The following is a 26,622-nucleotide window of genomic DNA, read 5'->3' as shown; positions in this document are numbered from 1 at the left end:
CCGGCGCCCGGCCCGGGGTGCGTCAGCCGGCCAGGCCGATGAGTGCCGTGCCGGCGCTGCCGAGCAGTCCGACCAGCACGATGCGGCGGAACAGCCGCGGGTCCAGCCGGTGGAAGAGCCGGTTGCCCAGCCACCAGCCCAGGGGGACGGCGGGAAGCGCCGCGAGGGCGATCCGCGTCACGTGGGCGTCCACCTGACCGGTGAGCAGGAATCCGGCCAGCCCGATCAGGCCGGTCCCGGCGAACGTCGCCGCCACCGTCGCCCGGAAGGTACGTGGGTCGTAGCCGAGGGAGTGGAACGCGGCGACCAGCGGCGGCCCGTTGGTGCCGGTGGCGGCGGTGAGCACGCCGACGAGCACCCCGATCGCGCCGAGCCCCAGGCGGCCGGTGCGCATCCGGGCACCGCTGGCCACCAGCACGACGCAGCCGAGCACCACCACCGCGATCAGCGTGCTGAGCAGCCGCTGCGGGGCGTACACGAGCACCAGCAGGCCGACCGGCACCCCGAGCAGGGCGGTGGCGGTGAGCGTCACCGCCACCCGCCACCGGGCGTACGCGCGCTCCCGGACGGCCGCGGTGAGGGTCAGCCCGATGCTGGTCAGCGCCGACACCACGACCGCGCTGCGCGGGTCGATCGCGGCGGCGAGCAGTGGGACGGTCAGCAGGGCGTACCCGAAGCCGCTGACCGCCTGGGCGAACGCCCCGAGCAGCACGATGCCGAACGCACTGAGCAGGACGAGCACCCGACAAGGGTGGACCCGGCCGGTGGCGGGTCGCGGGCCGGCCCGGGCCCGCGAGACGCGGGACACAGCCGCTCCCGTCGAACTACGCCGGCGACCGGGGAGACGCGCGACACGTTCGGCAGCGACGCGGGAACGTTCAACGTCATCCACTTGTTCCGCAAACGTGGTAGTTCCCGCACCTGGGTCAGGCCTCAGCGACGACCTGGCTGCTGATCTCGATCATCTTGGTGATAACCCTGATGCAGGTGAAGCTCAGCAACAAGCTTGTGTAGCACGAAGGAGAAGAGCAGTGACGGGGAACAGCGGTCACAACGGAGTGGCCAACGCGCGTCGTACTCGCCTCGCCGCCGGATGGGTGCCGGAGCACCACATGGAGCCGCGCGAGTACGAGGTGAACGAAGGCCCCGTGGCGAATGCCCGGCGCTCTCGCGTCGAGCGGGACCCGGCGGCGGGAGGGGAGTCGTAGCAACCACCGCCGAGTGGAGCGCCGTCGTGCCGGTCTCCGTCGTCGAGCCGGCCCGGGCGGCGCTCCGCCGTCCGGCGGGTGGGCGCGGCGACCGCTGCGGCCGGCGGTGCGCCTGGTCCGCCCTCGCCGGGCAAGTGCTTTTGCTGCTGCCGTCGGCCTGATCACCTGCTGCTCACCCGCCGAATCCCATTGACGGGCCCGATAGCGGAGGGGCCCCCTGTCGACACCCCGCAACCTGACTAGGCTCGACCGGGTGGAGCAGACCCGAGGCCGGTTCACCGGGCCGCCGCTGACCCCCCGTACCGCCGTGATCTGGTCGGTGCTCCGTGCCGAACTCGACAGGCGGGGCGATGCCGAACTCACCGTGCTCGACGTGGGCGGCGGCACCGGCGGTTTCGCCGTCCCGCTCGCCCAGGCCGGGCACCACGTCACGGTGGTGGACGCGAGCCCCGACGCGCTCGCCGCCCTGACCCGGCGGGCCGCCGAGGCCGGAGTGGCCGATCGGGTACGTGCCGTGCAGGGCGACGGTGACGCGCTGGCCGGCCTCGTCGAACCGGCCGGAGTCGACCTGGTTCTCTGCCACGCCGTGCTCGAGGTGGTCGACGACCCCGAGTCGGTGGTGGCCGCGCTGGCCACGGCGCTACGTCCCGGCGGCGCCGCGAGCGTGCTGCTCGCCAGCCGCACCGCCGCGGTGCTCGGCCGTGCCATGAACGGCCACCTGGACGTCGCGGCCGCGCTGGCGGCGGACCCGGCCGGCACCGCCGGAGCCCGGGACACCCTGCGGCGGCGGTACGACGCCGACGGCGCCACGGCCCTGTTGCGCGGCGCCGGGCTCGTGGTCGAGGAGATCCACGGCGTACGCGTCCTCGCCGACCTGTTGCCGGCCGCGGTCGCCGACGGTCAGCCGGGCGCCCTGGTCGAGCTGGAGCGGGCGCTCGCCGGCCGGCCGCCGTACCGGGATCTCGCCGCCCAACTGCACCTGTTCGCGCGCCGGCCGGCATGACCGGGCCCGCGCCGTCGCGGCCGTCCGGTCCGCCGGACCCGAACCGTCCCGGGTCCGCCGGGGCGGTGCCCGATCCGCTGTCCCCGGTCGCGCCCCGGTACGGCGACGGCAGCCTCGCCGATGTGCTGCCCAGCGCGCTCGCGGTGCTCGGGGTGCCGGGCGCCGTCGACCGGCTGGGTCTGGCGGACCGGCTGGCCGGGGTACGCCGGATCGCCGTGCTGCTCGTCGACGGGCTCGGCTGGTACCAGATCCCCACCGCCACCCCGTACGCCCCGACGCTGGCCGGACTCACCGCGACGGCCGGCCGGCCGCTCACCTCAGGCTTCCCGTCGACCACTCCGACCAGCCTGGTGACCCTGGGCACCGGCACGGCGCCCGGCGCGCACGGCGTGCTCGGCTTCACCGTCCGGGTGCCCGGTACGGAGCGTGTGCTCAGTCACATCGAGTGGGCCGCGGACCCGGACCCGCTGTACTGGCAACCGGTTCCGACTCAACTGGAGCGGGCCCGCGCGGCCGGCGTCGCCGTCACCGTGGTGAGCCGCCCCGAGTTCGGTGGCAGCGGGCTGACCATGGCCGCCAACCGGGGCGGGGACTTCCGCGGCGCGACCGGCGTCGACGAGCTCGCCGCGACGATGCTGACCGCGCTGACCGCGGGGGCCGGTCCGAGCCTGGTCTCCGGCTACCACCCCGACCTGGACCGGCACGGCCATCTCACCGGGGTCGACTCACCGCCGTGGCGGGTCGCCGCGGCAGAGGTGGACACTCTGCTCGCCCGCCTGGTCGACGGCCTGCCGGCGGACGCCGCGCTGCTGGTGACCGCCGACCACGGCCAGCTCGACGTGCCCGCCGCGCACCGGTTCGACCTGGACACCGACCCCCGGCTGCGCACCGGGATCGAGGTCGTCGCCGGTGAGGCCCGGGTGCGCTACCTGCACGTCACGCCCGGCGCGGTCGACGACGTGGTGGCCGCCTGGTCGGCGGTGCTCGGCGACGCGGCCCGGGTGCGTACCCGCGACGAGGCGGTCGCGACCGGCTGGTTCGGGCCGGTTCCGGCGGAACACCTGGCCCGGATCGGCGACGTCGTGGTGATCTGCAACGACACGTACGCCGTACTGGCCACCCGCTCGGAGAGCCCGCTCGCGTCGCGGCTGGTGGCGTACCACGGATCGGACACGGCGGCTGAGATGACGATCCCGCTGCTGGTGGTCCGGGGCTGACCGGTTCCGTCGTACCCGGGGGCTAACCTGCGGACATGGGTCGTAGCCAGTCGTTGCCACGGGGCGGTGATCCGCGCTTCGGCCCCGGCGCCGACGACTCCGGCAGCCCGATTCTGCACGTGGACATGGACGCCTTCTTCGCCTCGGTCGAGGTGCGCCGCCGCCCCGAGCTGCGGGGCCGGCCGGTGGTGGTCGGTGGCCTCGGCGCGCGTGGTGTCGTCAGCTCGGCCAGCTACGAGGCCCGCCGCTACGGCGTCCGCAGCGCCATGCCGATGATGCGGGCCCGTGCGCTCTGCCCGCACGCGGTCTACCTGTCGCCGGACTTCACCGCCTACACCGATGCCTCCCGGGCGGTGATGCAGATCTTCCGGGACGTCACCCCGTTGGTCGAGCCGCTCTCCCTCGACGAGGCGTTCCTCGACGTCTCAGGAGCCCGACGGCTCTTCGGCTCACCGGCCGAGATCGCCCGCGAGATCCGCGCCCGGGTCGTGCGCGAGCAGGGGTTGACCTGCTCGGTCGGGGTGGCGCCGAGCAAGTTCGTGGCGAAGCTCGGCTCGACCCGGGCCAAGCCCGACGGCATGCTGGTCGTGCCCGCCTCGCGGGTGCTCGAGTTCCTCCACCCGCTGCCGGTCGACGCGCTCTGGGGCGTGGGTGAGCGCTCCGCGCAGGCGTTGCGCCGGCTCGGGCTGGCCACGGTCGGCGACCTCGCCGAGGCGCCGTACGGCATGCTGCGCAAGGCGCTGGGCGAGGCGTCCGCCGGCCACCTGCAGGCCCTGGCTCGCGGGCGTGATCCGCGCGCGGTGAGCCCGGAGCACGTGGAGAAGTCGATCGGGGCGGAGGTCACCTTCGACGTCGACGTGACCGACCCGCTGGAGATCCGGCGCGCCCTGCTCGCGCTCGCCGACAAGGTCGGTGGCCGGCTGCGCCGGGCCGGTCAGGTCGGTCGGACGATCTCGCTCAAGGTTCGGCTGGCCGACTTCCGCACGGTCACCCGCTCGCGCACCCTGCCGGTCGCCACCGACACGGCCAGGGAGATGTTCGACACGGTCTGGGCGCTCTGGACCGCGCTGGCCCCGGGTGAGCCGGTCAGGCTCGTCGGCGTACGAGCCGAGGGGCTCGCGGCGGCGCAGGAAACGCCCCGCCAGCTCACGCTCGGCGCGCCCGAGCGTGGGTGGCGCGAGGCGGAGGCCGCCGCGGACGCCGCTGCTGCCCGATTCGGGCGGTCCGTCATAGGTCCGGCCAGTCTGCTCGGCAACCGTGATCGTCGTCCGAACGAAAATCAGCCCGGGCCATAGGTCGTCCCGCTTTCCGACGCGCGACCCCCCTCGTAGACTTGCGGGTAAGCAGCCGGTTGGCTGCCACGGTCTGTCGGTCCGAACGGGCCGACCAACGTGACCGGGGAGGAGTGCCGTGCCGCTCTCGGAGCACGAGCAGCGGCTGTTCGAGCAGATCGAGCGGTCGCTTGCCGAGGACCCCAAATTCGCCTCGGCCGTGCGCGCCAGCGATCCGCGTTTCCACACGCGGCGTCGCCTGCTCGTCGCTGCCGGCGTCATCATCGCTGGGCTGGCCCTACTGGTCTATGGCGCGGTGATCAAGACCCCGCCGCTGGCTGTGGCGGGTTTCGTCGTCATGCTGGCTTCGGCCGCATACGCGGTGCAGTCGCACCGCCGGGCGCAGTCACCCGATCTCCACGTGGTGGGCGGGACGACCAGTCGACGCCGCACCCGCGGTCGGTCCGGTCGACGTCCCTCGTTCATCGACCGGATGGAGGACCGGTGGCGTCAGCGCCCGGAGGGGCACCGCTGAGCCCGCCCGGCCGCTGCCTTCGTCGGACGGCCGTGCCGTGACCTTCGGCGGCGTGCCGGGCGTCGATCGGCTCGCCGTCCAGGATGTCGGGGTGTTCCCGTGATCGGAACACCCCGACTTCACTGCCCAGGAGTGGATCAAGCAGCCGTGGCCTGACGCGCTGCGGGCCGGTCAGCGGGCCGCGCGGTCGGCGAGCAGCCGGCGCGGGTTCCACCGCAGCAGCCGGCGACGGGCCTGGCCGGTCACCGTGACCATCCGGCCCGAGGTGTCCGCCACGGCGAGCCGCCAACGCAGCAGCACCGACGGCGGCAGCACCGCCGCGAGCAACCGGGTACGCCGGTCGGCATCCGTGGCGAGCCTGCTCCGGACCACGCGCAGCGCGGGTGCCAGCGGGTCACCGGTGAGCGGATCACGCGCGTAGCGGGCCCGCTCCTCAGCCCGGCCGAGCAGCCGGATCGCGGTGACGGCGTCGGTGTCGGCGTTGAGCGCGTCCCGGACCAGCCGATCGGCGGTCGCCCGTGGGGTTTCCGTCCGGTCGACCGGCACCCGGTAGTCGATCAGCGTGTCGAGCAGCTCGTCCCACGCGGCGTGCGCGTCGGCCCGTGCCCGGTCGGCGTCGGTGCCGGCCAGCACCACCATCCGGTCGCCGGTCGTGGCCTCGACCCCCACGTCCGGCACGGCCGCGGTGACCGGCGTCGGCGCCCGACCGCCGCGCCTGCGGCGCAACGCGAGCCGGCGGAGAGCCGGCATGGCCAGCAGCAACAGGAGCACCAGCGAACCGGCCGCCCACCAGGGCCAGACGGGCGCCTGGTCGGTGGAGGCCTCCGCACCGAGGGAGAGACCGGCGTCGGGGTCCCGGTCCTCCCGCTCCGAACCCACCGCGCCGGCGGACCCTTCGGGATTCGGCGTGGCGTTCGGCGCGCCGGGCTGATCGGGCAGCGGATCCGGAGCGTCGGTGTCCGGGGCCCAGGTCGACCGGGTGGAGCCGGCTACGCCGTACGCCGGAGTGGCGTCGAACGGCACCCAGCCGATCCCGTCGAAGTAGACCTCCGTCCAGGCGTGCAGGTTGCGATTGGTGAGCGTGTACGTGTTGCCGCTGCGGTTGCTGCCGCCGGTGAAGCCGAACGCGACCCGGGCGGGGATGCCGGCCGCCCGGACCAACCAGCCCATCGCAGCCGCGTACTGCTGGCAGTAGCCGACCTTGTTGGTGAGGAAGTCGACGATGTCCGCGCCGCTGGTCCCGCCCTCGGTCCGCAGCTGGTAACTGAAGCCGTTGTCCGAGGAGAAGTAGTCGTAGATCGCCCGGACCTTGTCGTACTCGGTCTGCTTGCCCCGGACGAGTCGCGCCACCAGCTCCGTCACCTCGGGCGCCGGCGGCGTCCTGGTCTGCTGCCGCCGTACCAACGGGTGGTCGGCCGGCAGCTTCCGCGCGCTCCGCAACGCGGCCACCGTGTACGTGGACCGGACGTACTCGAACGAGTAGCGCTTGCCGCGCGAGTTCTCCCGGTTGGAGAAGACGATCTGACGGTCGTCGTCGTAGAGCCAGGTCGAGTTCAGGTCGGTGCGGACCGGCTCGGAGTACACCGGCAGCAGCGGCATGTCGAGATCCCGGGTGATCTCGACGCTGGCCTCGTACTGGTGCTGTTCGACGCCGTTGACCTCCCGGACCGGGTCGGGCAGCTCCCGGTTGGCCGGCCGCCCGCTCGGGTTGGTCACCTCGAAGCCACTCGACTTCAGCTCGTCGGCGACGCCGAAGCGCAGGTAGAACGGGTCCGGTTCGTTGGTGGTGACCTTGACCAGGTCGGCCACCTCGGACTGGTTCAACTGGCCGCTGAGCGCGGCGAACAGGTTGATCTTCCCGGGGGCGCCACCATGGCCGGGCCGGCCGTTGCCGTTGCCGCTGCCGTTGCTGGAGCTCAGGGAGTCGAGCAGGCTGCCGTTCATTCCCGGCACGGGGACGAGCGGCAGGAGCACCGCCACCGCCACGCCGAGCACCGCCAGCCGCCGACCGGCGGCGGCCAGCGGCGAGCTCTCCCAGACGTCGACGTCGCGCCCGTCGCCGGTGAAGCGGCGGCCGAACCGGCGGACCCGGTCGACGTTGTCGGCGCCCAGCAACCAGAGATAGCCGGCGGCGCCGATCACGAACGGGACGGCCGAGACGTCGTCCACGTAGACGGCGACGGGGACCGAGTAGATGGCGAGCATCGGCAGGCCCGCCAGGGCCGGTCGGCGCAGCCCGACGGTGAGCAGGTCGACCACGACGGCCACGGCGCCGATGCCCAGCACCGTGATGAACAGCAGCGCCGGTGTGTCGGGCACCTCCACGCCGTACGAGCGCATGTCCTCCGCCGAGCCGCGCAGCAGCTCGCCGAAGTGGGCGAGGGTGGCCGGCGTGGGCAGGACCGCGAGGAGTTCGCTGCCGGCCGGGAAGAGCCAGGTGAGCGCCAACGTCAGCCCCGCCAGCATGCCGAGCATCTGACCCCAGAGGGGGGCGCGCAGCGCCCGGGCCAGCGCGGCCGCTCCGGCCACCACGGCGACCGCGACAGCCGACTCGACCAGCCAGGTCCAGCGTTCGAAGATGGCCGACAGCGGCGCCGCGGCGAGCAGCGTCGCGCCCGCGGCCACCAGGCCGAGATTCCGATGGCCGGTCATGACCGCTTCCCTCCGCTCATGCCTCTGCTCCGCCGCCCTGCGCGGCGGCACGAGGCTCGAGTGCGCTGAGCCGGCTGTTCCGCTCGCTCATCGCACGCCGCCGGCCACCGTCTCGGCCAGCGCGGCGCGCAGCGCGAACCCCTGCGAGCCGCGGCCGGCCTGCGGCCAGATCGCCGGTAGCCGGGTGCCGTGGTCGACGCCGATCACCCGCCAACCGCTGCGCACCAGCGACAGTGCGGCGGCGGCGTGCGTCTGCTCGGCCTCGGCGCGCGCCTTCTCGGGCAGGTTGAGCCAGGTGGAGCTGTTGACCAGGAATGCGACGCAGGTCGCGCCGTTGGCGCGCAACCCGGACAGCAGCTCCGCCTCGGCGGTGCTCAGGGCGCCGAAGACGCCGATGATCAAGCCGCCGTCGGACCGCTGCCGGACCCGCTGCACCAGTTCGGTCACTTCGGTGCGCTGGTCGAGGCGTGCCTCGGCGAGCTGGTCGAGGAGGAGTCCGTCGCCGCCACCCTCGGAGGCGTCGACGTCCGCGCCGGCCCCGGTGACCAGGCGGAGCTTGTAGCCGGCCTGGCGCAGGTGCACGGCGATGCTCGCGGTCGCGGAGACCGCCCACTCGAAGCTCGCCGTCGGACCGTCGCCCCGGTGGCCGTACGCGCGGGTGTCGAGCACCACTGTCGCCCGGCTCTCCCAGGGCTGTTCCTCCCGGCGGACCATCAGCTCGCCGGTGCGAGCGGTCGACTTCCAGTGCACCCGGCGCAGGTCGTCGCCCACCCGGTACTCCCGGGTGGCCGCGTCGTCCTCGCCGTGCACCGCCACCGAGCGGGCCCGGCTGTCGCCGCTGCCGGCGTACTCACCGGGCAGGCGGACCGAGGGCAGAGGCGTGACCTGCGGGATCACCGTCAGGTGGTCGACGCTGGGGAAGGCACGGCTGAGTTCGCAGAGCCCGAACGGGTCGGTCAACCGCACCACCAGCGGGCCCACCTCGTAGCGGCCGCGCACGTCGGCGCGGACGGTGTACGCCACCGAACTCGCCTGGTGCGCGCCGAGCCGCTCCAGCACCACCCGGGGTCGGCTGCCCAACGCGTACGGCAGCCGGTCCTCCAGGAGCAGGGTGCCGGTGGGCAGGCGGGACATGTTCTGCAGTCGCAGCACCACCCGCGAACTCGCCCCGACCGGCACCCGGTGCGGGTCCAGTGACCGGTTGCAGGCCAGCTTGTAGCGGCTGCGGCCGACGTAGGCGGCGGCGAGCAGGGGCAGTACGGCGAGCAGCACGGCCACCCGGAGCAGGTCCTTCTCACCGAGGATGCCCGCCGAGACGGCCGCGGCCACCGCGGCTGCCAGGAACGAGCGCCCCCGGGTGGTCAGCCCGCGCAGCCCTTCACGCACGTCACGGCCTCCGCGGCTCGTACGGGCCGCGGCCGTTGCCGCTCGCCGGTCGGGTGTCGTAGGGGGAGCGCTTGCGGTCGTTCGGCAGGGGCAGCCGGTGCACCAGATCGGAGACGATCGCGTCCGTGGTGCGCCGCGCCAGCTGCGCGTCGGCGGTGGGGATGATCCGGTGCGCGAGCACGGGCACGGCCAGCGCCTGGAGGTCGTCGGGAAGGACGTAGTCACGACCCTCCAGGGCGGCCACCGCGCGGGCGGTGCGCAGCAGCTGGAGGGTGGCCCGGGGGGAAGCCCCCAGCCGCAGGTCAGGAGCCTCACGGGTGGCGGTGACCAGGTCGATCGCGTACTGCTTGACCGCGTCGGCGACGTGCACCTGGCGGACCGTGGCGATCAGCTGCCGGACGGTGACGGCGTCGGAGACCGGGCGCAGCTCGTCCAGCGGGTCGGTGGCGCCGTGGCCGTCGAGCATCGCCAGCTCCGCGCCGACGTCCGGGTAGCCCATCGCGATCCGGGCGGTGAACCGGTCGCGCTGCGCCTCGGGCAGCGGGTAGGTGCCCTCCATCTCGATCGGGTTCTGGGTGGCGATCACCATGAAGGGTGTCTGGAGCTGGTAGGTCACGCCGTCGACGGTGACCTGCCGTTCCTCCATGCACTCCAGCAACGCCGACTGGGTCTTCGGCGACGCCCGGTTGATCTCGTCGCCGACCACCAGGTTGGCGAAGACCGCGCCGGGCCGGAACTCGAAGTCGTGCGTTTCCTGGTTGTAGACGCTGACGCCGGTGACGTCGCTGGGCAGGAGGTCCGGGGTGAACTGGATCCGGCGTACCGAGCAGTCGATGGAACGCGCGAGGGCCTTGGCGAGCTTGGTCTTGCCGACGCCGGGGACGTCCTCGATGAGGAGGTGCCCCTCGGCGAGCAGGACCGCCAGGGCGAGGCGCACGGTCGCCGTCTTGCCCTCGATGACCTGCTCGATGTTGGCCACGATGGCCTCGCTCGCGGCGCGGAACTCGTCGTGCGGCAGCAGGCCGCCGACCTCGTCCCAGGTCTGTTGTGTCACGGGCCTCCTCCTCGTCGCCGGAACGGCAGCTCTGTTAAGAGCAGCTGGACCCGTCGTTGGGTTCGCGACGCCGAGCCTCGTCTGCCGCAGAAAACTCACTGGCCTCTCAGGCTAACCATGTTTGTCGTTATCGCCGACCCCCGCGGTCAGACCGTCGGTTACGCCCCGAATATTCGTCAGGTTGGGGGAACCGTACGGCAGCCGGTTCGGGGTATCCCGGTTGGCTGGCCGTCCGGCGTCCCGAGGCGTGGTAGCGGGGCACCAGCAGCCCCGGAGCTGGGGGTACACTGCGGGCATGGCCGGAGTCTTCCTGCTTCTTACCGAGCCGTGCTGATGCGCTGAGCGCGCGACAGCACGGCGGCCCCCTCCTGCGTGAGGGGCTTTTTTGTGCCCGTCGTCCGCCATAGGGCAGGCGGGCGGCATCAGCAGACCGCACGAGACGACCGCGCCGAGCGACGCGAGGAGACGCGATGAGTGAGGCAGCCGCACCGGCGGGCGACATCCCCCCGTTCCGGTACACCGCGGCCCTGGCCGACGATATCGAGCACCGTTGGCAGGACCACTGGGAGCGGGAGGGAACCTTCCACGCCCCCAACCCGACCGGGCCGCTGGCCGACCCCGGCCACCCTCGGGCGGGCGCGGAGAAGCTCTACGTGCTGGACATGTTCCCCTACCCGTCCGGGGCGGGCCTGCACGTCGGCCACCCGCTGGGCTACATCGGCACCGACAGCTTCGCCCGCTACCAGCGGATGGCCGGCCGGAACGTGCTGCACGCGATGGGCTTCGACGCGTTCGGCCTGCCCGCAGAGCAGTACGCGGTGCAGACCGGCACCCACCCGCGTACCACCACCGTGGCGAACATCGAGCGGTACAAGGCGCAGCTGCGCCGGCTGGGACTGGCCCACGACGAGCGCCGGTCGGTCGCCACCATCGACGTCGACTTCTACCGCTGGACCCAGTGGATCTTCCTGCAGATCTTCAACGCCTGGTACGACCAGGACGCGAAGAAGGCCCGGCCGATCGCCGAGCTGGTCGCGGAGTTCGAGGGCGGCAACCGGCCGACGCCGGACGGCCGCCCCTGGGCGGAGCTGTCCGTGGCCGAGCGCCGGAGCATCGTCGACGACCACCGGCTGGCGTACGTCTCGGAGGCGCCGGTGAACTGGTGCCCGGGCCTGGGCACCGTGCTGGCCAACGAGGAGGTCACCGCCGACGGCCGTTCGGAGCGGGGCAACTTCCCGGTCTTCAAGCGGAACCTGAAGCAGTGGATGATGCGGATCACCGCGTACGGTGACCGGCTGCTGGAGGACCTGGACAAGCTGGACTGGCCCGAGGCGATCAAGCTGATGCAGCGCAACTGGATCGGCCGATCCACCGGTGCGCACATCGACTTCCCGACCGCGCTGGAGCCGATCCGGGTGTTCACGACCCGGCCGGACACGATCTTCGGGGCCACCTACATGGTGCTGGCGCCGGAGCACGAGCTGGTCGACCCGCTGGTGCCCGCGGCCTGGCCGGAGGGCACTCGGGAGGCCTGGACGGGCGGGCACGCCAGCCCGCGGGCCGCGGTCGAGGCGTACCGCAAGGCGGCCGCGGCCAAGACCGACGTCGAGCGGCAGGCCGACACGAAGGAGAAGACCGGCGTCTTCGTCGGGGCGTACGCCACCAACCCGGTCACCGGTGCGCAGATCCCGATCTTCATCGCGGACTACGTGCTGGCGGGCTACGGCACCGGTGCGATCATGGCGGTGCCGGCCCAGGACGAGCGCGACTGGGCCTTCGCCGAGGTCTTCGACCTGCCCATCGTCCGCACGGTGCAGCCATCCGAGGGCTTCGACGGCAAGGCGTACACCGGGGACGGGCCGGCGATCAACAGCGCCGCGCCCGACCGTGGCCTGGACCTGAACGGCCTGGGGGTCGCCGACGCCAAGGCCCGGATCATCGAGTGGCTGGAGGCGAACGGCCACGGCCGCGGTGCCGTCACCTACCGGCTGCGGGACTGGCTGTTCAGCCGGCAGCGCTACTGGGGCGAGCCGTTCCCCATCGTGTACGACGAGACCGGCGCGGCGATCGCGCTGCCCGAGGAGATGCTGCCGGTCGAGCTGCCCGAGGTGGACGACTTCTCGCCGAAGACGTTCGACCCCGACGACGCGAACTCGAACCCGGAGACCCCGCTGTCCCGGCGCCGGGACTGGGTCGAGGTCGAGCTGGATCTGGGTGACGGCCCGAAGCGGTACACCCGGGAGACCAACGTGATGCCGCAGTGGGCCGGCTCCTGCTGGTACGAGCTGCGCTACCTGGACCCGACCAACGCCGACCGGTTCGTCGACGCGGAGAACGAGCGGTACTGGATGGGCCCGCGCGGCGAGGGCGACAGCGGCGGCACCGACCTGTACGTGGGCGGCGCCGAGCACGCCGTGCTGCACCTGCTGTACGCCCGGTTCTGGCACAAGGTGCTCTACGACCTGGGCCACGTCTCGAGCTTCGAGCCGTTCCGCCGGCTGTTCAACCAGGGCATGATCCAGGCGTACGCCTACACCGACTCCCGGGGCAGCTACGTGCAGGCCGCCGAGGTGGTCGAGCGCGACGGCGGCTACTTCCTGGGCAACGCCCCGGTCAACCGCGAGTACGGCAAGATGGGCAAGTCCCTGCGGAACGTCGTCACGCCGGACGAGATGTGCGCGGCGTACGGCGCGGACACGTTCCGGGTCTACGAGATGTCGATGGGCCCGCTGGAGGTGTCCCGACCGTGGGAGACCCGGGCGGTGATCGGCTCGTTCCGCTTCCTGCAGCGGGTGTGGCGGGCGGTCGTCGACGAGCAGACCGGTGCGCTGCGGGTCACCGAGGACCCGGCTGACGGGGACACCCGGCGGCTGCTGCACAAGGTGATCGACGGCGTACGCGGCGACATGGAGGGGATCCGGTTCAACACCGCGATCGCCAAACTGATCGAGCTGACCAACGCCCTGACCCGGCTGCCGGCCACCCCACGTGAGGTGGCCGAGCCGCTGGTGCTGATGCTGGCGCCGTTCGCGCCGCACGTCGCCGAGGAACTGTGGCAGCGGATGGGGCACGACAGTTCGCTGGCGTACGCGGACTTCCCGGTGGCCGACCCGGCGCTGCTGGTGGCCGAGACGGCGACCTACCCGGTGCAGGTCAACGGCAAGGTGCGCGGCCGGGTCGAGGTGCCCGCCGACGCGTCCGAGGAGACGGTCCGCGCGGCCGCCCTGGAGGCGGTGGCCGGTAGCCTGGCCGGCAAGGAGCCGCGCAAGGTCATCGTGGTGAAGGGCCGGATGGTCTCGGTCGTCGTCTGAACCGGCTCGTGGGCGCGCCCTCGTCGGGCGCGCCCACGACGGGTCGGGGTTCGCCCACCGCGGGTGAGGCAGGTGGCCGTGCCCGATGCGGTGCCTTTCGAGCTGACGTCACCAACGACTTAAGCCGTCGCGGAGCCGGCGTCGGCGACTGAGTCGTTTTTGACATCAGCTCGAAAGGTTCCTCGATGCGATGCCTCGAGCCGGTGCCTTCCACGGCACGCCGAGCCGAGCCGGTCAGGTCACGTCAGGTCAGATCGAGCGCGGACTCGATCGTCTGACGGTACCGGCGCAACCAGTCGTGCCAGCCGCGTACCGTCTCGACCGTGCCGGCGGCGCGCAACCGGCGCATGCCGGGTTCGTCCCGTTCGGCGCCGGCAGCGATGCCCCGCCAGGTGCCCTCGATCTGGGCGAGCATGACGCCGACCAGTTTGGCCCGGGGGAGCAGCCCTTCCGCCCGCAGCTCGTAGGCGTCGCAGAGCAACGCGCAGCGGCGGGCCAGTTCAGTCGGGTCGGCCTCATCGCCGAGCTCCGCCCAGTGCCAGCAGGCGAAGGCCACATCCTCGATCCGGCGGCCGGGGCCGGCCCGGTCCCAGTCGAGGAACACGATCGGCAGCGGCCCGGCCGGGAAGTCGCGGTAGACCGTGTTCTTCGGCGACAGGTCACCATGGCAGACCGTCTCCGCGTCCCCGGCCAGCAGGCTGCCCGCGCATGCGTCGTGCAGCCGCCGGATCAGCCCGGCCAGCGCCACCAGCGCCGGATCGGCGAAGTACGCGGGGTTCTCCCGTTCCCGCCAGGGCACCAGGCCGTCGACGTAGCTGAGCACCTGCCGCCCGTGCTCGTCGATGCCGAGGTCCCGGGGCGCGAGATCCGAGCCGACCCGCGCGAGATGCGTGAGCAGCGCGGACACGAAGTCGTAGCGCTCTGGTGCCGTACGCCGGACGCTGTTCCCGAGGCGGACCACCTCGGCGATGAAGCCCCCGGGCAGCGGTTCCGCCGCCGGTTCCGCCCTACCGGTCATCGGGTGGGGCCAAACGCGCTCCGCCGGCGCCGCTCCGCCCGCCACAGTCGTCGGACCAGCACCGCGCCGGCGATCAGGCCGAGGCCGGCGGGGGCCACGGCGAACCACTGGACGTCGCCCGGCGAGGTGACCGCCGCGCCGATGGCCGCGTAACCGAACGCGCTCGGCACGGCGGCGATCACGCTGCCGGCGAGGAACGGCAGCAGACGTGCCCCGGTGGTGCCGTAGCCGTAACTGACCAGCCCGAACCCGGCGATCGGCAGCAGCCGTACGGTGATCACCCCGAGCACGTTCTGCCGGGCGAACCAGCCGTCGAGGCGGGCCAGTCGACCGCGCACCCGTACGGCGACGAACTCCCGCCCCAGCAGCCGGCCGACCGTGAACCCGATGGCGGCCGCCACCAACGCCGCGGTCAGCGCGTACCCGGCGCCCTCGAACGGGCCGAAGATCGCCCCCGAGGCGAGGGTGATGAACGTGCGCGGAACGAGGGCGACCAGTAGCAGCGCGCCACCGAGGACCGCCGCGACCGGCGTGAAGCCACCGAGCCGGTCGGCCAGCCCGGGCAGCTCGGACGGATCCGGCCGGGGCACCACGAGCAGCAGCACACCGCAGGCCGCGACCAGGAGCACCAGCAGCGCGAACCGGACGGCCGACGGCTGCCGCAGCAGCCGCCGGACGGCGGGGATCATGCTCGGGCGGCGGCCACCGCGGCGCGGCGCTCGGACCGGAGCCGGTCGGGCCAGGTGTCGTCCACCGGCGGCAACTGGTGCATGCCGGTGGCCCAGCGCAGCAGCAGGTCGGCGAGGGCCGGGTTGCGGGCCAGCGCGGGCCCGTGCGAGTACGTCCCGAGCAGCTTGCCGCGCCAGGCGCCCTCGCTGGCGCCGTCGTTGCCGACGCCGGCGGTGACCCGGGCCAGCGGGGAGACGCTCGGCCCGAGGTGGGTACGCCCGCCGTGGTTCTCGAAGCCGCTCAACGGCGGCAACCCCAACCGGGCGTCGATGTCACCGGCCAGCTCGCCGACGGCCCGCGTCTCACCCCGGTCGGAGGTGATGTCGAGCAGTTCCAGCCCGGCGCACTTGGTGCCCTTGGCGAAGAACGAGTTGCCGAGCAGTTGGTAGCCGGCGCAGACCCCGAACACGACCGAGCCCTGTGCGACGGCGCGGTGCAGCGAGCCGTCGGCGATCAGCCGCTGCGCGCCCAACGCCTGCGGGCCGTCCTCGCCGCCGCCGACGAGGTAGATGTCGGCGGTCGCGGGCAGTCGCTGGTCGGAGCGGACCTCCAGCACCTCGACCGGCAGGCCGCGCTGGCGCGCCCGCCGGGCGAGGATCAGGGCGTTGCCCCGGTCGCCGTAGGTGGAGAGCAGGTCGGGGTAGACCCAGACGATGCGCAGGCTCTCAGTTGACACGGTCCAACTCCGCTCGGATGTCCTGGAACGCGGTGTAGTTGGCGATGACCTCGAGGCGCCCCGGGGGCACCGCGCGGATCGCCTCGTCGAAGCTGCGTACGTGCTGGAACGGCACGTCGTTGACGTCGAGCCGGACGGCCAGGTCGTACGCCCGGTCGCCGGTGATCAGCACCTGCCGCCCGCGCAGCGGGGAGAAGTCGACGTCGAAGAGCCACGAGGTGTCCAGCCCGTCGGGGTCCCGCGCGTTGATCGACAGCAGTGTGGGTGCCAGGTCGGCCATGTCGAACGCCTCCAGCCAGCTGGCCGGGTTCTTGGCGAGCAGCAGCCGGATGAGGCGCCCGTCCTTCTCGACCTGGGCGTAGCGGCCGGCGACCGAGGTGACGCTGGACAGCCGGGACACCGCGTCGACGGGTCGTACGCCGAACTCCGCGGCCACCGCGAGGGCGGTCGCCGCGTTGCCGACGTTGACCTTGCCGGGAAGTTGGAGGGCGACCTTGTGCCACGCGCCCGTCGGGTCGAGCACGCCGTCGTCCTCCACCGTCCACTGCGGGTCGGGGCGGCGTAGCGGGCAGCCGGTGCACCACCACTGCTCGCCGGAGCGCTGGATGGTGGAGCCGCACTCGGGGCAGACCCACGAGTCCTCGTGCCAGCGCTGCCCGGCGCTGAACCAGGTCACCTGGGGTGGGTTGATCCGGTGGTCGTGGTTGGGCGGCGGGGTGGCCGCCCAGACGACCATCGGGTCGTCGGCGTTGGCCACCACCCGCACGTCCTGGTGCCGGACCAGCGCGGCACGCCAGAGCTGCGCCATCATGGCGACCTCCTTGGCGCGGTCGAGCTGGTCGCGGGAGAGGTTGAGCAGCGCCACCACGTGCGGTTCGGTGGCCTCCAGCACCTGGGCCAGGTAGTGCTCGTCGACCTCGAGCACCGCGTAGGGGGTGCTGCCCGCCTTGGCCAGCGCGGAGGTGTGGCCGGTGGGCATGTTGGCGCCGAAGGAGTTGGTGGCGACCTTGCCGAGTACGCCGACCGCTGCCGCGGCGAGCCGGGTGGTGGTCGTCTTGCCGTTGGTACCGGAGATGAGGGCGATCGCGCGACCGGCGGCGAGGTGCGCGAGCAGGTCCGGGTCGATCTTCAGTCCGATCCATCCGCCGATCACCGAGCCGTCACCCCGGCCCGCGGCCCGGGACAGCGCCGCGGCGGTCCGGGACACGGAGCTGGCCACCTTCGCCCGCAGGGGCATCTTCGCGTCCGTCACGCGAGCGAGGTTACCGGACCGTCGGTCCCGCCAGATTGGCACCGACGGCGAACCGTTCGGCCGGGGAGCTGTCGCGGCCGGATGATTCTGCCTCCGCCGGACGGAGTCGATCAATGTCGGAAAGCGGACGCGGCCGGTGGACCGCTCCGGCCCTCCACTCCGCCCCACCCTTTGTGACGTGCGGTTTTAGGCGCGGATCGGCCGCGCCACGCGGGCGATTCTGGTTGCAGGTGGAGGGAAGTGGAGTAGAGTGGGGCCCAATGGTGAGGCCGGGAGGGCCCACCGGCCCGGGGGGTCAGCGGCGCCGCGAACGCCGCTCAGGGGCGAGGGGGTTGGGCCGTGTTTCTCGGCACCCACACTCCGCGCCTGGACGACAAGGGCCGGTTGATCCTTCCGGCGAAGTTCCGGGATGAGTTGGCGGGGGGTGTCGTGATCACCAAAGGGCAGGAGCGCTGCCTCTACGTGTTCCCGATGCCCGAGTTCCAGCGGATCGCGGAGCAGTTGCGCGCTCAACCGATGACGAGCAAGGCGGCCCGGGCCTACAGCCGAGTCTTCTTCGCCAGCGCACACGACGAGGTTCCGGACAAGCAGGGCCGGGTGACCATCCCGTCCCACCTGCGGGAATACGCGGCGCTCGACCGGGACCTGGTCGTGATCGGCGCGAGCACCCGGGTGGAGATCTGGGACAAGGCCGCCTGGGAGAGCTACCTCGCTGAGAGCGAAGACGAGTTCGCCGACATCGAGGAGGGGGTGCTGCCCGGCGGTCTGTAGGGCGGACGGCGCCCGGCGTACTGCGAGATCTCCAGCCGCTTTCGAGTTCCTGGCACCCCTTCCCCGGTGCCAGGCGCACGATCTCTCGGGGGGCCGCGGCCTCGCGACGGGCGGGAGCGGATGGGGATCTGGCGGTACGACGGCAAGGCGCCGGCCGACGCGGGCGCGAGAAGAAAGCACGGTAACCAGCGGTGGGGGTCGACATGGGGGAGCTACGCGGCACGCACGTGCCGGTACTGCTCGAGCGGTGTCTCGAGTTGCTGGCCCCCGCGCTGGGTCGGGGTGACCGGACGGTTCACGTCGACGCCACTCTGGGGCTGGGCGGGCACGCCGAGGCGGTGCTCGAGGCGCATCCGCAGACGATTCTGATCGGACTGGACCGGGACACCGAGGCGCTCGCTCACGCACGCGTACGGCTGGCCCGCTTCGCCGACCGGATCCACCTCGAGCACGCGGTCTACGACGAGTTGCCCGATGTGCTCGACCGGCTGGGATATCCGGGGGTCGACGGCGTCCTGTTCGACCTGGGGGTCTCGTCGCTGCAACTGGACGCGCCCGACCGCGGGTTCGCGTACGCGCAGGACGCGCCACTGGACATGCGGATGGACCAGACCCGGGGGGTGACCGCCGAAGAGGTGGTCAACACGTACGGCCACCCCGAGCTGGCGCGGGTGCTGCGGGTGTACGGCGAGGAGAAGTTCGCCGGGCGGATCGCCTCGGCGATCATCCGGGAACGGGAACGGGCCCGGATCACCTCGTCGGCCCGGCTCGCGGAGCTGATCCGGGATGCCATTCCGGCACCAGCCCGACGAACCGGTGGACACCCGGCAAAGAGAACGTTTCAGGCTTTGAGGATCGAGGTAAACAGGGAGCTGGCGGCGCTGGAGACGGCGCTGCCGGCCGCACTCGACGCGCTCAACGTGGGCGGTCGCATGGTGGTCCTGTCCTACCACTCGCTGGAGGACCGGCTCACCAAGGCGGCGCTCGCCGATCGGGTCCGCAGCACAGGCCCGATCGACCTCCCGGTCGAGCTGCCGGGGACCGGCCCGACGTTCCGGCTGCTGAGCCGGGGCGCCGAGCTGCCCGGGGAGCTCGAGGTCGCCGCGAACCCGCGCGCCGCCTCGGTGCGGCTGCGGGCCGCCGAGCGCATCGACCCGGACGCGCAGCAGCAGGAGCGGGCCGACCGCGAACGGTCCCGACGGCGCGTCAAGGCGATGAACCAACCGGGAACGGGGTCCGTGCGGTCCGTGGGGGATCGCCGGCGGGCGCCGGGGGACGGGACAGGGACGGACGTAGAGGGGGAGGGGACATGAACGTTGACGGGCGCGAGCGCCGGGACTTCACCGGCGTCGGACAGCGCGCACCGCGGTCGGGGGGCCGGACCGCGGCGGAGCGGGTCGGCCGCGTCGGAAACGGTACGTCTCGTACGGACCGGGTGAACCGGCAGGGGGAGTCTCGGGCGCGGGGGGCGCGCGAGTTCCCGATCCAGGGCAGCGCCGCGCTGCGGCCGGAGGAGGGCAGTGGCGCGAGTGCCGCTCGCCCGCCGCGGCTGCGGGTGGCGCCGCCGCCGCCGATGTCGGTGCCGCGGGCTCCGTTCGCGGCGCTGATCGTGGTGCTGGTGGTCGGTGGGGTGCTCGGCATCCTGCTGGTCAACACCAAGATCAATGAAAATGCGTTCAAGTTGGAGAAGCTGCAGCAGCAGCAGGCCCGGCTGGACCTGGAGCAGGAGCAGCTCAAGGCGCAGATCGCCGACGCCGAGGCGCCGGGCAACCTGGCCGCCCAGGCCCGCAAGCTCGGGCTGGTCGAGTCGGGCGAGCCGGCGTACATCCGCCTGCCGGACGGCCGGACCATCGGCGTGCCGCAGCCGGCCACCGGCTCGCCGTCGGTGACCAGCCAGCAGGGCGCGGGGCGCTGACCGGTGCCGCCGAGGTCGGACGACCCGCGCCGGGACGACCGGCGCGGCTCGTCCCGGGAGGGTGTGGGCCGGGGCGCCGGTGAGCCGGGCGGGGGGATTTCCGGCGCTCGGGCGTACACCCCTCGGGGGCGCACCATCCGGGAGGAGCACGACCGGGCGCCGCGCGGTGGCGGGGCGGAACAGCGGCGCACGCCGCGCGGCACCCGGTCGGGCGACCCGTTCCGGCCGGCGCTGCAGGTGCTCGACGGTGGCCGTGCCGGAGCCGCCCGGGCGGCCCGGCGCGACGCGGCGGCCGCCGGTCGCTCCGGCGTGGTCCGCACCGTGCAGGCCCGCATGCCGGGCACCCCGACCCACGAGCCGTCCGCGCCCCGCCGCCGGACCGCGCCCCGCCCGCAACGCCGCCCGGACCGGCCCGCCGGCCGCCGCCCGTCGCGCAAACCGCCGAGGCCGCCGAAGCTCGCCGACTCGCGACTGCGGCTGCGCCTGGGCACCGTGCTCACCCTGGCGCTCTTCGTGGTCATCGGAATCCGGCTGGTCGTCCTGCAGGCGGTGGACGCACCCGCGTACGCCGGCGGCGGCGTCGCGGACCGGACCCGGACGGTGGACCTGCCGGCGCCGCGCGGGGCGATCTACGACCGCGACGGCGCCCTGCTCGCGCACAGCGTGGAGGCCCGGTACGTGTTCGCCGACCCGACGATGATCGAGGATCCGGCCGGTACCGCGAAGGCGCTCTCGCCGCTGCTGGGCATCTCCGTGTCCAAGCTGAGCAAGCTGATGGAGCCGCGCAAACTGGAGAACGGCAACCCGTCGCGCTTCGAGTACCTGGCCCGGGGAGTCGAGATCGGCGTCGCCAAGCAGGTGCAGGAGCTGGAACTGCCCGGTATCGGTGTGCACCGAGACGAGCGGCGTGAGGTGCCCGGCGACGACCTGGCCGCCAACCTGATCGGCTTCACCAGTCAGGACATGGTCGGGTTGGAGGGGCTGGAGGCCCGCTACGACGACCTGCTGCGGGGCGAGGACGGCAAGCGCGTCTACGAGGCCGGCCGCCGCGACCTGGCCGCCCCGATCCCCGGCGGTTACAGCGAGACGACGCCGCCCAAGCCGGGCAGTTCGCTCCAGCTCACCCTGGACCGCGATCTGCAGTACATGACGCAGGTGATCCTCAGCCGGCACATGGCGCAGGCGCGAAACGCCACCGGCGCGGCCGTGGTGATCGACGTGGCCACCGGCGACGTGCTGGCCCAGGCGAGCGATCCCACGTACAACGCGGCCAAGCCGGAGGCGAGCAGCCCGGTCGCCCGCGAGGACGTGGCCAGCAGCTTCGTGGTCGACCCCGGCTCGGTGCACAAGGCGATCACCTTCGGGGCGGCGCTCCAGGAGGGGGTGATCACCCCGGACACCACGCTGCCGATCGAGAACAGCATCAAGAAGGGCGACACCTGGTTCTCCGACACCCACCCCGCGAACGGGCGGCGGATGAGCATCGCCGGGATGCTCGCGTACTCCTCGAACGTTGGCACCATCAAGGTGGCCGACAAGCTGGGCCAGGAGCGGCTCATCGACTACCAGCGCCGGTTCGGCCTGGGACAGCCGACCGGAGAGGGCATGCCGGGGGAGGCGAGCGGCCGGCTGCTGCCTGCGGACGAGTGGAGCGAGTCGTCGTACGGGTCGGTGCCGATCGGGCACAGCGTGGACGCCACCCCGTTGCAGATGGCCGCCGCGTACGCCGCCATCGCCAACGACGGGACGTACATCCAGCCGCACCTCATCAAGGAGGTCATCGGGCCGGACGGCGAGCGGACGCCGGCCGAGGCGCCGGTCACCCGCCCGGTGCTGAGCCCGCAGAACGCCCAGGCGCTGCGCACGCTGCTGGAGGCGGTCACCACTGTCGACAACGCCACCGGCCTGGCGGCCGCGGTGCCGGGATTCCGGGTGGCCGGCAAGACCGGCACCGGCTGGCGGCTGGTGGACGGGAAGAAGCAGCCCGGCGAGGTCTCCTCGTTCATCGGCATGGCGCCGGCCGAGAAGCCCCGCTACGTGATCGCCGTGTTCGCGTACGTCCCGGCCGGCGGGGGCGCCGCGATCGCCGGCCCGGCGTTCAAGGAGATGATGCAATTCACTCTCCGTCATTACAAGGTGCCACCCTCGACGACGAGCAAGTCGCCCGAGTTCGTGGTCTATCCGCGCTGAGCAGGCACGGCGGGACATCATCGGTGAGTGGGGACGAACCACCGGGGCGGCTGTGCGGCCGGCGCCGGACGACCGGGTAGGGTCTGACGCCGTGTCCGGCAATCCTCGCCCCCGTACGGTCACCGGCACCCGGCTCGGCGACCTCGCAGCCCGGCTCACAGTCGAGCCGCCCGCCGAGGCCGCCGACGTGGTGGTGACCGGTATCACACACGCCAGCCAGGAGGTCCGCCCCGGCGACCTGTACGCGGCGCTGCCCGGTGCCCGCCGGCACGGCGCCGAGTTCGCCGCCGGTGCGGCCGCCGCCGGCGCGGTGGCCGCGCTGACCGACCCGGCCGGCGCGGACGCGGTCGCGGCGGCCGGCCTGCCGGCCCTCGTGGTGCCCGACCCCCGCGCGGTGCTCGGCGCGCTCGCCGCCGCCGTCTACGGCGACCCGACCGCCGGGCTGGTCGTGATCGGGGTGACCGGCACCGCCGGCAAGACCTCGACGGCCTACCTGATCGAGTCCGGGCTCCGCGCCGCGGGGCACACCACCGGCTTGATCGGGACGGTGGAGACCCGCCTCGGTGACCTGGTGATCGACAGCGTGCGGACCACCCCGGAGGCGACCGACCTGCACGCCATGCTGGCCGCCGCGCGCGAGCGCGGGGTGACCGCCGTGGTGATGGAGGTGTCCAGCCACGCGCTGGCCATGGGCCGGGTCGGCGGGGTCAGCTTCGCCGTCGGCGGCTACACCAACTTCGGCTCCGACCACCTCGACTTCCACGCCGACTCGGCGGACTACTTCGCCGCCAAGGCGCAACTGTTCGACGGGCGCTGCGGGGTCGAGGTGCTCAACCACGACGACCCGGCACTGCGATCGCTGTTCAAGCCCGCCACTGTCAGTTACTCGGCCTCCGGCGACCGGGACGCGACCTGGTGGGCCGACGGCATCGGTGGCGAGGGCTACGCCCAGCGCTTCACGGTGCACGGCCCGGACGGGCTCACCCTGCCCGGAAGCGTGGCGCTGCCGGGCCGGCACAACGTGGCCAACGCCCTGCTCGCCATCGCCGCGCTGACCGCGGTCGGGGTGGAAGCGGGCACGGCGATCGCCGGGGTGGCCGCGTGCGGCGGCGTACCAGGCCGGCTGGAGCTGGTCACCCCCGCTGACGCGCCCGTACGCGGGGTGGTCGACTACGCGCACAAGCCGGACGCGATCGTGGCCGCCCTGGCCGCGCTGCGTGAACTGAGCACCGGCCGGCTGATCTGCGTGATCGGCGCCGGTGGGGACCGGGATCGGAGCAAGCGGCCGGTGATGGGCGCCGCCGCCGCGGAGGGGGCCGACGTGGTGCTGGTGACCGATGACAACCCGAGGACCGAGGATCCGGCCGCCATCCGCGCCGAGGTCCTCGCCGGTGCCCGGCAGGCCGGCACCACGGCCCGGATCGCCGAGGTGGCCGGCCGCCGGGCGGCGATCGACGAGGCGGTACGGCTGGCCGACCCGGGCGACGTGATCGCGCTGCTCGGCAAGGGCCACGAGCGCGGGCAGGAGGTGGCCGGCGAGGTGCTGCCGTTCGTCGACCACACGGAGCTGGCCGACGCGCTGCGCGCCCGCTTCGGCGACCTGGCGGGTCACCGGTGATCCCGCTGACGCTGGCCGAGGTGGCCACCGCGGTCGACGGCCGGCTCGTCAACGCCGACCCGGACGTCCGGGTCACCGGTTCGGTCGAGTTCGACTCGCGCAAGGTGACCGCCGGAGGGATCTTCGTCGCCTTCCCCGGGGAGAAGGTCGACGGGCACGACTTCGCCGAGGGAGCCGTCGAGGCCGGCGTGGTGGCCGTTCTCGGCACCCGGGAGGTGCCCGGTGTGCCGATGGTGCTGGTGGACGACGCGCGGGACGCGATGGGCCGGCTGGCCCGCGCGGTGGTCGACCGGTTGCCGCAGCTGACCGTCGTCGGGCTGACCGGCTCCTCCGGCAAGACCACCACCAAGGACCTCATCGCCCAGCTCACCGCCCGGCTCGGTACCACGGTCGCGCCTCCCGGCTCGTTCAACAACGAGCTGGGACACCCGTACACGGCGCTGAAGGCCGGGCCGGAGACCCGTTACCTGGTGATGGAGAAGGGCGCCCGCGGGATCGGGCACGTGCGTTACCTCTGCGAGCTGGTGCCGCCCCGGATCTCCGTGGTGCTCAACGTCGGGACGTCGCACATCGGCGGGTTCGGCTCGCAGGAGAACATCGCCCTGGCCAAGGGGGAACTGGTCGAGGCGCTGCCGGCCGACGGCCTCGCGGTGCTCAACGCCGACGACCCGCTGGTGTCCGCGATGGCCTCCCGCACCGAAGCCCGGGTGGTCTTCTACGGTGAGGCGGCGGACGCCGACGTGCGGGCCGAGGACGTCGTGCTGGACGAGCGGGGACGCGGGTCGTACACCCTGGTGACCCCGGAGGGACGCGCGCCGGTGCGGCTCGGCCTGACCGGCCGCCACCAGGTCTCCAACACGCTCGCCGCCGCGGCGGTGGCCCGGGAGCTGGGCATGCCGCTCACCGAGCTGGCGCAGGCGCTGGGTGAGCTGGGGTTGGTGTCGACCCGGCGGATGGACGTCTTCGACCGCCCCGACGGGGTGACAGTCATCGACGACTCGTACAACGCCAATCCGGCCTCCATGTCGGCGGCGCTCAAGGCGCTGGCCGCCCTGGGCGGCGGGCGGCGTACCGTCGCGGTGCTCGGATACATGGCCGAGCTCGGCCAATACGAGTACGACGGCCACGCGGAGGTCGGCCAGCTCGCGGCCGAGCTGGGCGTAGACCGGCTGCTCGTGGTGGGCGAGTCGGCCGCGCCGATCCACGAAGGCGCGACAGCGGTAGGCAACTGGGGAGGAGAGTCGGTGCTGCTCACCGATCAGGCGGCAGCCGTCGAGGTGCTGCGGGAGGAGCTGAGGCCGGGCGACGTCGTCCTGGTCAAGGGCTCCCGGTACCGCACCTGGGAGGTGGCCGACGCGCTCCGCGCGCAGGCCAGTGGGGAGACCACCGCATGAGGGCGGTAATCGTCGCCGTCGGCGTGGCGTTCCTGATCTCGCTCTTCTGCACCCCGATCGCGATCAAGGTCTTCACGCGGCTCAAGGCCGGTCAGCCGATCCGGGCCGAGGGCCCGGCCATGCACCAGGGCAAGAAGGGCACGCCGACGATGGGCGGCGTGGTCTTCATCCTGGCCACGGTCATCGCGTACGTCGCGGGTCACCTCGCCCTGACCACGCTGCCCGATCTGCAGATCGCCCAGGTCGAGCCGACCATCACGGCGCTGGTGCTGCTGGGGCTGATGGTGTTCTCCGGCGCGGTCGGCTTCATCGACGACTTCCTGAAGGTGCGCAAGCGGCACAGCGGCGGGCTCAACAAGCGCGGCAAGCTGCTGGGCCAGATCCTGGTCGGCGCGGTCTTCGGCGTCGTGGCGCTCTATTTTCCGAGCACCATGACCGACGCGAAGGGCACGGCGACCAACACCGAGACGGTCGGCAGCACGACGCTGAGCTTCATCCGGGACATCCCGGCGCTGGAACTCACGAAGGTCGGCGCGGTCATCCTCTTCATCTTCGTGGTGATGGCGGCGACCAACGGGGTGAACCTCACCGATGGCCTGGACGGTCTCGCCACCGGCGCTTCGGTGATGGTCCTCGCCGCGTACGCGCTCATCGCGTTCTGGCAGTACCGGCACTGGTGTGCCGACCCGAGCTACACCCGGGACTACTGCTACACGGTCCGGGACCCGCTGGAGATCGCGCTGATCGCCGGGGCGGCGGCCGGGGCCTGCGTCGGCTTCCTGTGGTGGAACACCTCGCCGGCCCGGATCTTCATGGGCGACACGGGGGCGTTGGGCCTCGGCGGTCTGATCGCCGGCATGGCGATGTCCACCCGGACCATCATGCTGCTGCCGATCATCGGTGGCCTTTTCGTGATCATCACGATGTCCGTCGTGATCCAGATCATCTCGTTCAAGACCACGGGCAAGCGCGTGTTCCGGATGTCGCCCCTGCAGCACCACTTCGAACTGGCGGGGTGGAGCGAGGTCAACATCGTGGTCCGGTTCTGGATCATCGCGGGTATCTGCGTGGCCATCGCGCTGGGCCTCTTCTACAGCGAGTACCTGGCCAACGTCACCTGAGCCGACCGGCCGGGCCGCCCGGCGGCCCCACGGTCCGACGCGTTGACGGGCCCCCTGCTGTGCGGAACACGCCGGCCGGGGGCCCGGCGTCCATCCCGACACGCCGAGGGGGCGGTTGCGGGGGCAGGTGGCCGCCGTAGCCGCCATGATGTCCGGGTGGGGGAGGGACGAGGCACCGACGGCACGAGCCAGGCCCGGCCCCGGCGGGAGCCGGGCGGCGGGCGTAGACCGGAGGCGGGTCCGACGGCCCGGGGGGCGGACGGAGGCGCGCCACCGGCGGCCCCCCTGCGTGGGCTGGACG

Annotated in this window: 20 protein-coding genes; 12 read left to right on the top strand and 8 right to left on the bottom strand. The window is 73.0% G+C overall.

The features are described 5' to 3' along the window. Positions 1-22 precede the first annotated feature (22 nt). Positions 23-742 carry a sulfite exporter TauE/SafE family protein gene (locus tag BXA10_RS04780; protein WP_076467904.1) on the bottom strand — a complete coding sequence of 240 codons (720 nt, stop codon included), beginning with the start codon at positions 740-742 and terminating at the stop codon, positions 23-25. Between the two features lie 701 nt (positions 743-1,443). On the opposite strand from BXA10_RS04780, the gene BXA10_RS04775 reads away from it, so the two are divergent. The 4 genes from BXA10_RS04775 (at position 1,444) to BXA10_RS04760 (ending at position 5,234) form a co-directional block, all read left to right on the top strand. Next, positions 1,444-2,211, top strand: coding sequence for a methyltransferase domain-containing protein (locus BXA10_RS04775; RefSeq protein ID WP_076467902.1), 768 nt, complete (start codon positions 1,444-1,446; stop codon positions 2,209-2,211). Continuing rightward, the gene (locus BXA10_RS04770; RefSeq protein WP_076467901.1) at positions 2,208-3,428 is read left to right on the top strand and encodes an alkaline phosphatase family protein; all 1,221 of its coding nucleotides are present in this window, start codon (positions 2,208-2,210) and stop codon (positions 3,426-3,428) included. The genes BXA10_RS04775 and BXA10_RS04770 overlap by 4 nt, the downstream gene beginning before the upstream one ends. 35 nt (positions 3,429-3,463) lie before the next feature. Then, entirely contained in the window at positions 3,464-4,723 is a 1,260-nt protein-coding gene (locus BXA10_RS04765; protein ID WP_076467899.1) for a DNA polymerase IV, read from the top strand. A gap of 115 nt (positions 4,724-4,838) precedes the next feature. After that, on the top strand, positions 4,839-5,234 hold the full coding sequence (locus BXA10_RS04760; RefSeq protein ID WP_076467897.1) for a DUF3040 domain-containing protein: 396 nt from the start codon (positions 4,839-4,841) through the stop codon (positions 5,232-5,234). Positions 5,235-5,405: 171 nt separating this feature from the next. On the opposite strand, the gene BXA10_RS04755 is transcribed toward BXA10_RS04760, so the two are convergent. The 3 genes from BXA10_RS04755 to BXA10_RS04745 all read right to left on the bottom strand — a co-directional run bounded on the left by BXA10_RS04755 (position 5,406) and on the right by BXA10_RS04745 (position 10,326). After that, on the bottom strand, positions 5,406-7,886 hold the full coding sequence (locus BXA10_RS04755; RefSeq protein WP_076467896.1) for a transglutaminase TgpA family protein: 2,481 nt from the start codon (positions 7,884-7,886) through the stop codon (positions 5,406-5,408). A gap of 87 nt (positions 7,887-7,973) precedes the next feature. Beyond that, positions 7,974-9,272 (bottom strand): DUF58 domain-containing protein, encoded by a 1,299-nt coding sequence (locus BXA10_RS04750; RefSeq protein WP_076467894.1) that lies wholly within the window; start codon positions 9,270-9,272, stop codon positions 7,974-7,976. Position 9,273: 1 nt separating this feature from the next. Continuing rightward, positions 9,274-10,326, bottom strand: a complete 1,053-nt coding sequence (locus tag BXA10_RS04745) for an AAA family ATPase (protein WP_076467892.1) — start codon at positions 10,324-10,326, stop codon at positions 9,274-9,276. A gap of 470 nt (positions 10,327-10,796) precedes the next feature. On the opposite strand from BXA10_RS04745, the gene leuS reads away from it, so the two are divergent. Next, positions 10,797-13,637 carry a leucine--tRNA ligase gene (gene leuS / locus BXA10_RS04740; RefSeq protein ID WP_076467890.1) on the top strand — a complete coding sequence of 947 codons (2,841 nt, stop codon included), beginning with the start codon at positions 10,797-10,799 and terminating at the stop codon, positions 13,635-13,637. Positions 13,638-13,881: 244 nt separating this feature from the next. Here the strand turns inward: leuS and BXA10_RS04735 are convergent, their stop codons facing one another. Genes BXA10_RS04735 through BXA10_RS04720 form a run of 4 tightly spaced genes read right to left on the bottom strand, consistent with a single transcriptional unit; the run spans position 13,882 to position 17,297 of the window. After that, a complete protein-coding gene (locus BXA10_RS04735) occupies positions 13,882-14,655 on the bottom strand; it encodes an aminoglycoside phosphotransferase family protein (protein WP_076468289.1) in 774 nt (257 codons plus the stop codon). Next, positions 14,652-15,344 carry a TVP38/TMEM64 family protein gene (locus BXA10_RS04730; protein ID WP_076467888.1) on the bottom strand — a complete coding sequence of 231 codons (693 nt, stop codon included), beginning with the start codon at positions 15,342-15,344 and terminating at the stop codon, positions 14,652-14,654. The genes BXA10_RS04735 and BXA10_RS04730 overlap by 4 nt, the downstream gene beginning before the upstream one ends. Then, positions 15,341-16,060 (bottom strand): type 1 glutamine amidotransferase, encoded by a 720-nt coding sequence (locus tag BXA10_RS04725; protein WP_076467886.1) that lies wholly within the window; start codon positions 16,058-16,060, stop codon positions 15,341-15,343. The genes BXA10_RS04730 and BXA10_RS04725 overlap by 4 nt, the downstream gene beginning before the upstream one ends. Further along, positions 16,050-17,297: a MurT ligase domain-containing protein gene (locus BXA10_RS04720; protein WP_076468285.1), complete on the bottom strand. Its 1,248-nt coding sequence runs from the start codon at positions 17,295-17,297 to the stop codon at positions 16,050-16,052. Before BXA10_RS04720 ends, BXA10_RS04725 begins: the two co-directional genes overlap by 11 nt. Positions 17,298-17,651: 354 nt before the next feature. On the opposite strand from BXA10_RS04720, the gene mraZ reads away from it, so the two are divergent. From mraZ to mraY, 7 genes are all read left to right on the top strand, one after another. Further along, positions 17,652-18,083, top strand: a complete 432-nt coding sequence (gene mraZ / locus BXA10_RS04710) for a division/cell wall cluster transcriptional repressor MraZ (RefSeq protein ID WP_076467884.1) — start codon at positions 17,652-17,654, stop codon at positions 18,081-18,083. Between the two features lie 203 nt (positions 18,084-18,286). Continuing rightward, on the top strand, positions 18,287-19,396 hold the full coding sequence (gene rsmH / locus BXA10_RS04705) for a 16S rRNA (cytosine(1402)-N(4))-methyltransferase RsmH (RefSeq protein WP_076468283.1): 1,110 nt from the start codon (positions 18,287-18,289) through the stop codon (positions 19,394-19,396). Then, the gene (gene ftsL, locus BXA10_RS04700; protein WP_076467882.1) at positions 19,393-19,998 is read left to right on the top strand and encodes a cell division protein FtsL; all 606 of its coding nucleotides are present in this window, start codon (positions 19,393-19,395) and stop codon (positions 19,996-19,998) included. The genes rsmH and ftsL overlap by 4 nt, the downstream gene beginning before the upstream one ends. A 3-nt stretch (positions 19,999-20,001) precedes the next feature. Continuing rightward, on the top strand, positions 20,002-22,188 hold the full coding sequence (locus tag BXA10_RS04695; protein ID WP_076467880.1) for a peptidoglycan D,D-transpeptidase FtsI family protein: 2,187 nt from the start codon (positions 20,002-20,004) through the stop codon (positions 22,186-22,188). A 52-nt stretch (positions 22,189-22,240) separates the two neighbouring features. Continuing rightward, on the top strand, positions 22,241-23,806 hold the full coding sequence (locus tag BXA10_RS04690; protein ID WP_084752217.1) for a UDP-N-acetylmuramoyl-L-alanyl-D-glutamate--2,6-diaminopimelate ligase: 1,566 nt from the start codon (positions 22,241-22,243) through the stop codon (positions 23,804-23,806). Continuing rightward, positions 23,803-25,200, top strand: a complete 1,398-nt coding sequence (locus BXA10_RS04685; RefSeq protein WP_076467876.1) for a UDP-N-acetylmuramoyl-tripeptide--D-alanyl-D-alanine ligase — start codon at positions 23,803-23,805, stop codon at positions 25,198-25,200. The genes BXA10_RS04690 and BXA10_RS04685 overlap by 4 nt, the downstream gene beginning before the upstream one ends. Beyond that, on the top strand, positions 25,197-26,321 hold the full coding sequence (mraY, locus tag BXA10_RS04680; protein WP_076467874.1) for a phospho-N-acetylmuramoyl-pentapeptide-transferase: 1,125 nt from the start codon (positions 25,197-25,199) through the stop codon (positions 26,319-26,321). The genes BXA10_RS04685 and mraY overlap by 4 nt, the downstream gene beginning before the upstream one ends. Positions 26,322-26,622: the final 301 nt, after the last annotated feature.

The sequence above is a fragment of the Micromonospora avicenniae genome, assembly GCF_900156065.1.
Taxonomy (GTDB): Bacteria; Actinomycetota; Actinomycetes; order Mycobacteriales; family Micromonosporaceae; genus Micromonospora; species Micromonospora avicenniae.
The sequence above is the reverse complement of the archived record's forward strand: the minus strand, read 5'-3'. Positions and strand labels throughout refer to the sequence as shown.

Bases quoted from the DNA above. Each gene is read 5' to 3' on its own strand.
- BXA10_RS04765 (WP_076467899.1), top strand. From the start codon at position 3,464: ATGGGTCGTAGCCAGTCGTTGCCACGGGGCGGTGATCCGCGCTTCGGC.
- rsmH (WP_076468283.1), top strand. From the start codon at position 18,287: ATGGGGGAGCTACGCGGCACGCACGTGCCGGTACTGCTCGAGCGGTGT.
- BXA10_RS04755 (WP_076467896.1), bottom strand. From the start codon at position 7,886: ATGACCGGCCATCGGAATCTCGGCCTGGTGGCCGCGGGCGCGACGCTG.
- leuS (WP_076467890.1), top strand. From the start codon at position 10,797: ATGAGTGAGGCAGCCGCACCGGCGGGCGACATCCCCCCGTTCCGGTAC.
- BXA10_RS04770 (WP_076467901.1), top strand. From the start codon at position 2,208: ATGACCGGGCCCGCGCCGTCGCGGCCGTCCGGTCCGCCGGACCCGAAC.
- BXA10_RS04720 (WP_076468285.1), bottom strand. From the start codon at position 17,297: ATGCCCCTGCGGGCGAAGGTGGCCAGCTCCGTGTCCCGGACCGCCGCG.
- ftsL (WP_076467882.1), top strand. From the start codon at position 19,393: ATGAACGTTGACGGGCGCGAGCGCCGGGACTTCACCGGCGTCGGACAG.
- mraY (WP_076467874.1), top strand. From the start codon at position 25,197: ATGAGGGCGGTAATCGTCGCCGTCGGCGTGGCGTTCCTGATCTCGCTC.
- BXA10_RS04730 (WP_076467888.1), bottom strand. From the start codon at position 15,344: ATGATCCCCGCCGTCCGGCGGCTGCTGCGGCAGCCGTCGGCCGTCCGG.
- BXA10_RS04735 (WP_076468289.1), bottom strand. From the start codon at position 14,655: ATGACCGGTAGGGCGGAACCGGCGGCGGAACCGCTGCCCGGGGGCTTC.